We start from the raw sequence: 11,150 nt of genomic DNA on the forward strand, positions 1-11,150 counted from the left end.
CGCTGATGTTCGGCTGGCGCGCCCGCCTCGGCGTCATCGTCCCGTCCTCGAATACGACCGTCGAGGGCGAGTTCCGGCGGGCGCTCCCCGACGGCGTGAGTCTGCACGCGGCGCGGATGCCCCTCGAATCGGTGACCGTGGAAGAACTGGATTCGATGGCGGACGACGCCGTTTCCTGCGCGGAGCGACTCGCTCACGCGAACGTTGATGTGGTCGCCTACGCCTGCACGACCGGAAGCCTCCTGCACGGGAAGGGGTTCGACAGCGACCTCGAACGGTCTCTGTCGGAGACGGCGGGAACACCCGCGGTGGCGACCGCGCTCTCGGTCAAACGCGCACTGCGGGCGCTTGATGCGAAACGAATCGCGGTCGTGACGCCGTACACCGACGAGTTGAACGACCGCGAAGAATCCTATCTGACCGACGCCGGATTCGACGTGGTCGAACTCGACGGACGCGGCATCGAGGCGAACACCGGAATCGGGTCGCTCAGACCCGAGGACGCCTATCGGCAGGTTCGGGAAGTCGTTGGGGAACTCGACGCCGATTCGGCGTCGAGTTCCCCATCTAGGTCGGCGAACGATTTCGAATCGCTCGCCGACGCCGTAGACGCCGTGTTCGTCTCCTGTACGAACTACCGGACGCTTCCAGCGATAGAACCGCTCGAATCCGACCTCGGGATTCCGGTCGTGACGAGCAATCAAGCGACGCTCTGGGACGCGCTTCGGCGACCCGGCGTTGCCGGAGACACGCCGGGTCGCTTGGGCGAGAAGGGCTGATCGAGCGGGTTTTCTCGGTTTTTACCGCGCTTATTTCGGCGGGCGCAGTCGGTAGTACCGCCGGTTGAGTTCGAACATGTACCCCTCGCGCATCGCCTTGAGAATCGCGTAGGTCATGAATCCGCCGACGAACGGCAGGAGGAACGTGAGGTCGAAGAGCAGGTTCGCGTCGATTGGAACGAGGTTCTGCACCGCGAAGGCGCTAATCGTGGCGGCGAAGATGACGCCGAACACGCCGACAGCGGCCCAAAACGGTTCTTCGACCGGGCGCCGGGCGCTTCCCTTGTTCAGGAACGGCACGATGGCGATAATGCCGACGACGATGATGTTCGCGATGACGCCGTAGGTTCGGTCTGCCATCAGTTTGTCCCCGCCGAGGATGGCGAGTTCGGGATTGAGCGGCCCGAGTTTCAGTAGGCCGAACGACCAGTACAGATACCAGTCGGGCAGGATAATCGCTGGCGTCGAACTCGGGTCGGCCGGTGGGCCGAGATGCGGCGGCAGTGTCGCCGAGAGGAGCAGAATCATTCCGACGAAAAAGCTCACGATGGAGAGGTTGCGAATCATCTCGTGGGGCCACGTCGGAAACGCAAGCACGTCGCGTTCGACGTAACTGGATTCTTCTCGCAACTGTTGGTCTTCGTAGCGCGCGCGTTCGAAATACTCGTAGGTCAGTCGGGCAAGTCCCTGCGTTCGCTGTTTTCGTTCGAGCCACGTCGGCGATTCGTCGTCCGGCGGGACGATGAGCGAACCGTCTGTGCGTAGCTCCTCGTTCGTGTCGTTTGAATCCCCCATGCTAACATCCCCCCACTCAGTCCGTACTAGGTCTGAGTCGCTGTTCGGGCATGAATCTTTTCGAGAAATGCTCCGTACCGCACGATTATCTCAATCGCTGTGGCTGTGACTGAAGCGTTCCGACCGGACTTTTCGTGTCCTACCGAGAGCTAACGACCGCGACCGAACAGGGCGCGTTTTTCAGCACGTATTCGACATGATAGCCGAAAAACGCGCGCTGTGAGAGCGACCGCAGTTCGCTTCCGAGCACGATGAGGTCGATTTCGTTCGTCGTCGCCCGGTCGATGACCGCACGTTCCGGATTGTCGTCAACGAGAACGTCAGTCAGCACGTTCGCACCCAGTTGCCGGCCGAGCGTCGCTTCTCTATCGACGATTTCCGCCCCGATTTCGACCGCTTCGGACACGTCCGCCTCGCCGACGAACAGTTCGTGGAGTCGCCTGAGGTCGATGACGTGAACGATTTCTACCAGTGCGTTGCAGTCGAGCGCGATTTCGAAGGCGATTTCGGCGGCGTGACGGCTGTATTCGGTTCCGACCGTCGGAACGAGGATTCGGCGAATCGGAACCGAATCGAGCGGCCCGTCCGCGTTCTCGACGTTGGCGTTCACAGCCATGACGGGCGTCGATGTCGCCCGAAGCACGTCTTCGATACCGAGTTCGAACAGCGGTCGGCCGTTGCCATCTCGGGTTTTACGACCTGTTCCGTTTTCGTCTCCAGGGTTGCGACCGCTTTCGCCGTCCGCGATACCCATTCCGAGCGCGAGGAAATCGTATCCGCGGTGGAGTTCCCGAGTGACGGTTTCGCCGACGGTTCCGCGTCGGGGTCGAACTCGATTGTGAACCATCTCTTGGGAAAGCGATAGCTGTCGCGTGGTGTTGTCGAGACAGTCCTCCGCGACGGCGTTTGTGGTTGGATCTGGTGAGTTCGTGGCCGAAGGGCCACCGTTGCTCCGAGGGCTGGGCGCGTCCGACGTATATTTCGAGGATGTGTACTTCGAGAGGCGTCGGCGTATTCTGCCCGCGAGCGAATCGGTTTCCGATTCGCTCGCGCCGACGACGTACATGTTGGTCACTTCGATGTCCCGATTTCGACCGATGTGGCCGAGCAACTGCGCGGCGAGTTGAGCGTGAACGCTACAGCGGGTCGGAAGCAGGACGCGCGAAACCGACCCCAAAAAACTCCGTTCGTCGCGCTCTTTACGCTGTAATCGTCGCTCTTCTTCGCCCGAAAGTTCGACGCGGTCGATAGAAAATCGGAGAATCGGCGGCGCGAACAGCGAGGTGACGATGGCGATGACGACGATTATCGTGTACATCGTCTCCGTCAGCACGCCGAGGCTGAGACCGACAGTTGCGACGATGATTTCCAGCGCGCCGCGGGCGTTCAATCCCGCGCCGATGGCGATACCTTCCCAGTTCGACAGTCCAGCACCCCGTGCACCGACGAACGCGCCGATGAACTTTCCGGCGATGGCGACACCCAACACGGCGGCACCGACGAGCAGGATGGACGGCGTCGCGAGGGCCGTCAAATCCACGCGAAGCCCCGCTGTGGCGAAAAATATCGGCGCGAAGATTCCGAGCGTGATGACCTCGAAGACGTGGCGAGCCCCTTGGTCGAACCGGTTCACTCGGCCGACGAGAACTCCGACGACGAACGCGCCGAGGACGGCCTCCAGTCGGAGCGCGTGCGTGAGCGTTCCGACGCCCAGCGCGAGAATCATGACCGTCGTGATGAGCGAGAGGTCGCTGTTGAACGTGCTATCGACCCACCGAATCAGGCGGGAAACGAGGCGAAGACCGACGGTAAACGAGAGGACGAGGAAGATTGCGAGGAAAAGAATCGTCGTCCCGGCGGTCGTTATCGCCGTCTCCTCGGTGCCGCGCGCGAGTCCGGCGACGACGGCGAGGAGAATCCACCCGACGGTGTCGTTTATCATCCCCGAGGCGATGGTCAACTGGCTGATTTCGCGGTCGATGATGCCGAGGTCGAGGAGGATTTTCGCGATGACGGGAATCGCGGAGATGGAGAGCGCGGTGGCGATAAAGAGGCTGAACACGAATCGGTTTCCGTCCGCCGCGAGGAACGTCGCCGGAAGCACCCACGCGATGCCGAATCCGAGGACGAACGGGACGACGATGCTCGCGCTCGCAATCGAGGTTGCTCTGCGGGCGCGACTGGCGATGAGGTCGAGGTCGGTTTCGAATCCGGTGACGACCAACAGCATGAGCAGACCGAGCCACGAAACCGCTTCGAGCAGGTGATACTGCGCCGGGTCGGGGGGAAATAGCGCGACGAACAGGCCCGGAAAGAGCGCCCCGAGAATCGACGGCCCGAGGACGATTCCCGCGAGCAGTTCGCCCAGCACCGACGGAAAATCGAAGTATCTGGCAACTTCGCCGAGAACGCGGGCCGTCAACAGGAGGACGAACAACTGTCCGAACAAAAATAACAACTCGTGATGTCCAAGCGGCGGAATGACGCCACTCGAATCGATTTGAAACATTGACATCTCTCCCCCGCTCCCTGTTCGACAACCGAACGGAAATACTCTTGTGCGAGAGGCGGGTGAATCAGTCTCTCACCAGTAGGGTCAGTCCCAGAAGGCAGGCCAGCAGCACGACGATGACGATTCGTGTGTTCGTAATGTGTGCCATTTCCGTCATCGTGTTGATGAACGTCGTGAGCATGGTAACGACCGTGAGCAGTTCCTTGAGCAACTGTGGCGTGATTTTCATGATGGAAGGCCGAAGGGGGAAGAATGCGGTTTCGGAGGCGGTTCAGGTCGGCAGGTCGGGCGGCTTCGATTCCTGACTCGGGCGAATCGCGTGGTCGTCGCGTGTCATTTGGTTTCTCCGTGTCGTTTGGCCGTGTCGGGTAATCGGATTGTGTCGTTTGACCGGGTTGGTGTGTCGCGTGCCATGTGTCGTTTCGCTCGCGCCGGGGTGGCGCGCATTCGACCATGTACCCGCAGGCCTTATCAGCACCATCGACCGTTCTCGGTTCACGAACGGTCAGAACGGGTTAGAAACCGGCTAAAGCGTCGAAAATCGACGATTCGACGGGCAAAGCGCGATACCGACCGCGACGGACTCGAACCGTCGATGAACGAAATAAATGGGTTACGTCTGTCCTAAGATCGTGAGGATTCGCGCCGTTATCGAAATTCGCCGAGACGGTAGCGAGTGTCGAGCGGGTATCGTCGATTTCTGGCGAGGACGAGGTGCACTCCGATGGCCACCGCGAGCAGGCCGAAGTTCCAGAGCGGCGAATCGTAGTAGATAACGTCGATGATGATGGGGTCGCTGTGCACCGGCCAGAGGGGCGACAGCGGGGCGGCGATGTCAGGTGCCGAAAGCAAGTCGGCGAAGATGTGGCTGATTCCGCCCGTGAGAAGGCCGCCAGTTGCGAAAACGAACACCGTTTCGCGCGGAATGTCGGTACTTCGTATCCACCGATTCGCGTTCAATGACGTAGTGAGAAAGCGCGCGCTGGCCGCTCCGCCGAGGAGACTCACGATTATGACGAACAACAGGGTGTGCGTGATACCGTGGTGAGTGACCGGGAGAACGTGCCGAAGCGCCAAATCCACGTCCGGGAGCATCGCCGTCATCAGTGTGAATGCCGTGAATCCGAGCGCCCCCCGTCGACCCCAGACGAACCACGCTGGCCCGGCGAACAGCAGTGCCATCCCGAAATGCCCACTCACGTCAACCATGCGAGAACCGAATACGTCACGCAGTAATACGTGTTCTGGCTGGTTAGACTATCTCTTTCAGCAGTGCAATACGAATTGTGTGACAAAAAAGTATTTATTGGAGTGTCGTGGATGGCGGTCGAACGTGTGTGAGATATATCAACACTAGCATCGTGATTCAACCAGACGGAACCGCCATCGGGGAATAGTTTGTTCACCCTTGAGCGCGAACGCAAGGTATGAGCAGACGAGTTGGTCGCCGTCAGTTCCTCGCAGGTGTCGGCGCGAGTGCTGGCGGACTTCCCGCAGTCGCGGGTAGTACGCTATTTGGAACCTCCACTTCGAATCGAACCCGAAACCCGAAAAATCGTAAAAGGCAAGTCAATCTCCCGCCGGAAACCGACGCACCCGTAGACGTTCGCGGCGCGATTTACATCCCCGCGAGGGCGTTCAACCGGTATCAGATGTGGCGGGATTACGACCCCGAAATCATCGAACGGGATTTGGGCTACGCCGACAGCGTCAACTTAAACGCCATTCGGACGTGGATGAGCTACGAATACTGGCTCGAACATCCCGACGAACATTGGGAAGCGCTCGAACATTTCTTGGACACGGCCGACAGCTACGGCATGCGCGTCCTCCTCGGCCTGTTCGACAGCGTCGGGCGCGAACCCACCTACGAAAATCTCATCAACGACGACCCACTGACCGCAGTACAGGCGTTTTCGCCCTCCACGAGAACGATGGCGAATCGGGCACTGTGGGACGACCCGCGCGATTTCATCGTCGAATTCATGGAGCGGTACCGCAACGACGAGCGCCTGTTGGCCATCGAGGTGACCAACGAACCCGGCTGGAATCAAAAGGACATTCGGTTTTTCCGCCAGATGTCGAAAACCTTCACGCTGTATCAGGGCGAACTTCCGCTGTCGATGGGTTCGACCAGTCTGGCGAACAACGCCGACTATCTTGACTGGGGGATGGACATCCTCCAGTTCCACTACAACTTCGCCCGGACGACCGACCGCTACGAGCGCGTACTTCGACAGGCGAACCACATTCAGGACAAAATCGGCGCTCCGGTGTGGCTTTCTGAGTGGCAAAGAATCCGCCCCGGAGATTCGTTCTTCGCGGAGGTGTCCGGCGAGGCCGCAGTTCCGGATTACGCCTCCCTCGCGCCGACGATTCAGAAATTCGGTACGGGGAACTTCTTCTGGTCGCTGATGATAAAACCCGCATTCTCGCTCTATCTCCGCGAACACGGCGTTCTCAATGGATTATTCCACGAGGACGGCGCAGTCTGGGACGTAGACGACGCACGCAGTATCAAGGCCATGTCCGGTGACCCGGAGTACGAGGGCGAAGAGCGAACGGAGTACCCGGACTGGGCGAACGAGATTGAACAGAAAGCGGAGCAGGCACCCGGGGAAGAGCAACCCGAGTAAGGCACCGCCGACGAACGTGCCGACTGCTGACTACTACACTTCGCCCGTCCCGCGCGTGCTGTTCGCCGCAGAGTTGTCGCCGTACCGAGCGGCTGTGAGGTTCACCTGCTCGCTTCGGTTGTCCACGACGACACCGAACAGATTACGGGAAATCCACGTATTTTTGACCGTGACGTCAGTGCCGTTCCACACCGTAATTCCAGTCGCACTCCGAACCGTACTCGCGTTTCGAATCGTCACGTCCGAAGCGTTTCTGAGGTGAATCGCGCGATTCCAGCGCTCGACTCGTACCGAATGAATCGTCACGTTCGAGACGCCGGATTCGTTATCGACCACGATTCCCGTGGAGTCGGTGACGCCTCTTCCCAACAGCGTGTGTCCGGAGCCGTTTATCCGAATGTCGCTCGAATTGATAACGAGGCAACTGCTCGCCAATCCGGTCGCGCCGCCGAAATCGTCGGTGAGAACGTACTCACCGGGACTCGAAATCGTTCGGCAGTGGTCGAGGGCGGTCGGTTCGACCGACTTCTCGCCGGGTCGGTCGTCACCCGGCGACAGTTCGACGAAATCGACCGCGACAGTCAGTGCAACGAGGAGAACCAATGGGGCGATGATGAGGAGGAACTTTCGCCCGGGAGACGACGCATCGATAGAGACCATTCCTACCGGTAGTATTCTTCGCTCTATGTATTAAATATCGTTGGCCACGACCGGCACCGAAAGCCGTCGCATCTCTCGAAAATCGAAAAGAGAATTTGGCAAGGTCGGGCGTGCGCGCACGCCCGACCCAACAGCTACGCCGTCCAACCCGGTTTTGCCGAATCAAGTGGCAAATTTGTAGAAGGAAATCAGCCATTTTCGAAACACGAACGACGCAACCAAAGCCACAGCGTGGCCAGCGACACACCACTCGGCGGCAATAACAGAGCATTGCCGACAGTAACGCGTCGCTAACCGGTCGTTTATTCCTCGCTAATCGACCTGAGTTGCCCATCTGACGCACCGATGAAGACGCGACCAGCGGCAACTGCCGGAGAAGATTCTACATATGGGGAGTCCTCGCGTTCGCCCTCGAAATCGAACCGCCACGCGTTTTCACCATCGACTGTCACCGCCGACAGGCCGTTTCGGCATCCGACGTAGACGACGCCGTCCGCAACTGCGGGTGATGAGCGCGTGTCCGTCTTTATTTCTGCCTTCCACCGTTCCGTTCCAGTTTTCGCATCCACCGCGTACAGTCGCCCGCGCGTCACGCCGGAGCAGTTGTCGTCGTCCGAGCCACCTGCTAGCGAACAGATTCGAGTCGATGAGGCAGGGACGTAGACGGTTCCGTCCGCCACTGCCGGAGAAATCTTCTGACTCATATCCTCCATTCCGTACGTCCACCTCGTTTCGCCGGTTTCGGCGTCGAGCGCCCACAACCGACTCGGAGAGTCACCACGGTAGGGAGTCGCGTAGTACACCAGTCCATCCCCAACTGCCGGAGAAGCGTACGAACCTCCAATGATATTCCGCGACCAAGCGACTTCGCCCGTTTCGACATCGAGCGCATAGACTGTTTCCTCGCCACTGAAGTGAACCCGGCCGTCTGCAACGGCAGGCGAGGACTCGATGTGGTCGCGCTCGCCGAAATCGTCGTAGCGCCACAGTTCGTCCCCGGTTTCCGCATCGAGCGCGAGCAGGGCGCAGGCCTCGAATTTTTCCTCGTCCTCCGGGCCAGAGACGAGGAGCGGGCCGTCACCTATCGTCCCGACGAAGATTCGTCCGTCCGCGACGACCGGCGAAGACGAATTAAATCGGTGCCCGATATCGACCGTCCACCGCTGGTTTCCGTTTTCGATGTCCACTGCATAGAACTGCTTCCCCCACGTTCCAGCGTAGAGAACACCATCGACGACTGCGGGTGCCGACGAGACGTACCCATCGGTGTCGAACTTCCAGACCTGTTCACCGCTTTCCGTATCGACCGCACGGATACCGCCGGGGTCACCCGTTCCCGTCGTGTAAACTACGTTATCAACCACGACCGGCGAGCTGTTCATCGTCGGCGTTCCCGCGTCGAACGTCCATTCGATTCGCGGATTTTGGGCTGGCCCACTCGCAGTCGGTGCCGACCCTCGATTCCCCGCATCGTAGCCGAAACACGGCCACGAATCCGACGCGGAAGAATCTTCCTCGTCTTCTGGCTCGGGAGTCGTATCCTGCGCCGGTGGAGACTGCTCCGGTTTCGACTCGGTGAGACATCCTCCAACCGCTATCATCCCCCCGGCCGCGGCAATTGCGCGACGGCGTGACCACCCGCCGCTCGACACTTTATCATCGCTCATAGTTCACGATAGACGTGTTATGTGAAAAACATCACGGAGAGTGAAATAACGATTGTACTAACGCAGTCCCTGCCGTCTCGGCACAAAAATCCTCCAAAAATCCGGACTTATGCACGAGAGGCATAGTAATGACTCATTGAAGCAGTATGACAACCTATGAAAATGACTGAGCGTGACCACTAATGGCGCTCGATAAATAGCAAAAACCCACCGCGAGCGCTGTCGCTCGTGGTGGGTTATGAATGCAAGTATGAATGGGAGGCGGCGAATCGGATTTCCCAGAGGCTCGCGCACTCCAGTACTGACCGAAACGCAGACAGGCTTAACTACCGTGTTCGGGATGGGTACGGGTGTGACCCTGTCGCTCTGGCCGCCTTAACGTCAACTCACGGAATCGAACCGTGACTACGGATACCAATCGTTGATGGTTCGGACAACCGTATGTAATGTGCAATCCAGTTTGCGCCTGGACTCACACGCGTGTGCGTGTGAATTCCAATATGCGGTATGATTGTGTGGCATTGACCTGTTAGTGCTCGCGGACTGAACGCCTCGTTGCCTCGGCGCGTACATCCCGAGTCTATCGAACTCGTCTTCTACGAGTGGTCTCGGTGGTATCTCTTTTCCAGGTGGGTTTCGAGCTTAGATGCGTTCAGCTCTTACCCCGTGGTGCGTGGCTGCCCAGCACGCGCTCTTTCGAACGACTGGTACACCAGTGGCACCCATTCGTAGTTCCTCTCGTACTATACGAACGTTCCCGTCAGATACCGTAACACCCCCAATAGATAGCAGCCGACCTGTCTCACGACGGTCTAAACCCAGCTCACGACCTCCTTTAATAGGCGAACAACCTCACCCTTGCCCGCTTCTGCACGGGCAGGATGGAGGGAACCGACATCGAGGTAGCAAGCCACCGGGTCGATATGTGCTCTTGCCGGTGACGACTCTGTTATCCCTAAGGTAGCTTTTCTGTCATCAATGGCCCGCATCAAGCAGGCTCATTGGTTCGCTAGACCACGCTTTCGCGTCAGCGTCCCTCGTTGTGTAGGACACTGTCAGACTTCCTTATGCTCTTGCGCTCTTCTCCGAGTCTCCGACTCGGGTGAGGAAATCTTGGGGCGCGCTCGATATCTTTTCGAGCGCGTACCGCCCCAGTCAAACTGCCTGGCTACCGGTGTCCTCCGCCAGGAGTGAGAGTCACAGTCACTACCGGGTAGTATTTCACTAATGCCTCGGTGGCCCGCTAGCGCGGGTACCTGTGTAGCGGCTCCTACCTATGCTGCACAGTAGCGACCGTGTCTCAGCGACAGCCTGCAGTAAAGCTCTATAGGGTCTTCGCTTCCCCTTGGGGGTCTCCAGACTCCGCACTGGAACGTACAGTTCACCGGGCCCAACGTTGGGACAGTGACGCTCTCATTGATCCATTCATGCAAGCCGCTACTGAAGCGGCAAGGTACTACGCTACCTTAAGAGGGTCATAGTTACCCCCGCCGTTAACGGGTCCTTCGTCCCATTGTACTGGGTGTTCAGATACCCGCACTGGGCAGGATTCAGTGACCGTACGAGTCCTTACGGATTTGCGGTCACCTATGTTGTTACTAGACAGTTGGAGCGTCCGAGTCACTGCGGCCTGCCTTTATACAAGGCAGGCATCCCTTATCGCGAACTTACGGGACTAACTTGCCGAATTCCCTAACGTCGGTTGATCCCGACAGACCTTGGCTTTCACCGCCAGAGTACCTGTGTCGGATCTCGGTACGATTAACACACTCACCTTTTCACGGGCCCCGGGTACCATCGACTTGCGCTATCTCAACATTCATCCGCTTCCTGCCATTACGGCTTCCACGGATTTTGATGATTCGACCGGGCGAAAACCCGGTTCGATGTTTCCTGAGGCGTCGGCTTTGAATGGTGTTAGCACTGGAATATTAACCAGTTTCCCTGTTGTCCCACTCGAATTACGATGGGACTTAGGATCGGCTAACCCTCAGCTGATAAGCATTGCTGAGGAACCCTTACTCGTTAGGTCGTCGGGGTTCACACCCGACTAACGCTGCTACTATGGCCAGGATTTTCTATACTGAACGGTCCATACGAA

General features: G+C 58.7%; 9 protein-coding genes and 2 rRNA genes. 2 read left to right on the forward strand and 9 right to left on the reverse strand.

Annotated features, from left to right (window positions below; all coding sequences use genetic code 11):
• Positions 1-5 precede the first annotated feature (5 nt).
• Positions 6-779: a maleate cis-trans isomerase family protein gene (locus BW974_RS19895; protein WP_076432207.1), complete on the forward strand. Its 774-nt coding sequence runs from the start codon at positions 6-8 to the stop codon at positions 777-779.
• Between the two features lie 30 nt (positions 780-809).
• Here the strand turns inward: BW974_RS19895 and BW974_RS19900 are convergent, their stop codons facing one another.
• The 5 genes from BW974_RS19900 to BW974_RS19910 all read right to left on the reverse strand — a co-directional run bounded on the left by BW974_RS19900 (position 810) and on the right by BW974_RS19910 (position 5,295).
• Positions 810-1,574, reverse strand: a complete 765-nt coding sequence (locus BW974_RS19900; protein ID WP_076432209.1) for a cytochrome b family protein — start codon at positions 1,572-1,574, stop codon at positions 810-812.
• A gap of 139 nt (positions 1,575-1,713) precedes the next feature.
• Entirely contained in the window at positions 1,714-4,089 is a 2,376-nt protein-coding gene (locus tag BW974_RS19905; RefSeq protein ID WP_217694368.1) for a cation:proton antiporter domain-containing protein, read from the reverse strand.
• A gap of 61 nt (positions 4,090-4,150) precedes the next feature.
• Entirely contained in the window at positions 4,151-4,315 is a 165-nt protein-coding gene (locus tag BW974_RS25875) for a hypothetical protein (RefSeq protein WP_175609748.1), read from the reverse strand.
• Between the two features lie 42 nt (positions 4,316-4,357).
• Positions 4,358-4,585 (reverse strand): hypothetical protein, encoded by a 228-nt coding sequence (locus BW974_RS24940; protein WP_139328947.1) that lies wholly within the window; start codon positions 4,583-4,585, stop codon positions 4,358-4,360.
• Between the two features lie 149 nt (positions 4,586-4,734).
• The gene (locus BW974_RS19910) at positions 4,735-5,295 is read right to left on the reverse strand and encodes a metal-dependent hydrolase (protein WP_076432213.1); all 561 of its coding nucleotides are present in this window, start codon (positions 5,293-5,295) and stop codon (positions 4,735-4,737) included.
• Between the two features lie 218 nt (positions 5,296-5,513).
• On the opposite strand from BW974_RS19910, the gene BW974_RS19915 reads away from it, so the two are divergent.
• The gene (locus tag BW974_RS19915) at positions 5,514-6,722 is read left to right on the forward strand and encodes a glycoside hydrolase 5 family protein (protein ID WP_084186394.1); all 1,209 of its coding nucleotides are present in this window, start codon (positions 5,514-5,516) and stop codon (positions 6,720-6,722) included.
• Positions 6,723-6,755: 33 nt separating this feature from the next.
• Here BW974_RS19915 and BW974_RS19920 read toward each other — a convergent pair whose 3' ends face one another.
• The 4 genes from BW974_RS19920 to BW974_RS26250 all read right to left on the reverse strand — a co-directional run.
• Positions 6,756-7,382: a right-handed parallel beta-helix repeat-containing protein gene (locus tag BW974_RS19920; protein ID WP_076432215.1), complete on the reverse strand. Its 627-nt coding sequence runs from the start codon at positions 7,380-7,382 to the stop codon at positions 6,756-6,758.
• A gap of 302 nt (positions 7,383-7,684) precedes the next feature.
• Positions 7,685-9,049, reverse strand: a complete 1,365-nt coding sequence (locus BW974_RS19925; protein WP_076432217.1) for an outer membrane protein assembly factor BamB family protein — start codon at positions 9,047-9,049, stop codon at positions 7,685-7,687.
• A gap of 256 nt (positions 9,050-9,305) precedes the next feature.
• Positions 9,306-9,427 (reverse strand): 5S ribosomal RNA (rrf, locus tag BW974_RS19930).
• A gap of 131 nt (positions 9,428-9,558) precedes the next feature.
• Positions 9,559-11,150 (reverse strand): 23S ribosomal RNA (locus BW974_RS26250); the annotation flags it as partial.

Source organism: Haladaptatus litoreus, assembly GCF_900156425.1.
Classification (GTDB): domain Archaea; phylum Halobacteriota; class Halobacteria; order Halobacteriales; family Haladaptataceae; genus Haladaptatus; species Haladaptatus litoreus.

Excerpts from the sequence above, each read along its gene's own strand:
- BW974_RS19910 (WP_076432213.1), bottom strand. The coding sequence starts at position 5,295 with ATGGTTGACGTGAGTGGGCATTTCGGGATGGCACTGCTGTTCGCCGGG.
- BW974_RS19900 (WP_076432209.1), bottom strand. The coding sequence starts at position 1,574 with ATGGGGGATTCAAACGACACGAACGAGGAGCTACGCACAGACGGTTCG.
- BW974_RS19925 (WP_076432217.1), bottom strand. The coding sequence starts at position 9,049 with ATGAGCGATGATAAAGTGTCGAGCGGCGGGTGGTCACGCCGTCGCGCA.
- BW974_RS19920 (WP_076432215.1), bottom strand. The coding sequence starts at position 7,382 with ATGGTCTCTATCGATGCGTCGTCTCCCGGGCGAAAGTTCCTCCTCATC.
- BW974_RS19895 (WP_076432207.1), top strand. The coding sequence starts at position 6 with ATGTTCGGCTGGCGCGCCCGCCTCGGCGTCATCGTCCCGTCCTCGAAT.
- BW974_RS19905 (WP_217694368.1), bottom strand. The coding sequence starts at position 4,089 with ATGTCAATGTTTCAAATCGATTCGAGTGGCGTCATTCCGCCGCTTGGA.
- BW974_RS25875 (WP_175609748.1), bottom strand. The coding sequence starts at position 4,315 with ATGAAAATCACGCCACAGTTGCTCAAGGAACTGCTCACGGTCGTTACC.
- BW974_RS19915 (WP_084186394.1), top strand. The coding sequence starts at position 5,514 with ATGAGCAGACGAGTTGGTCGCCGTCAGTTCCTCGCAGGTGTCGGCGCG.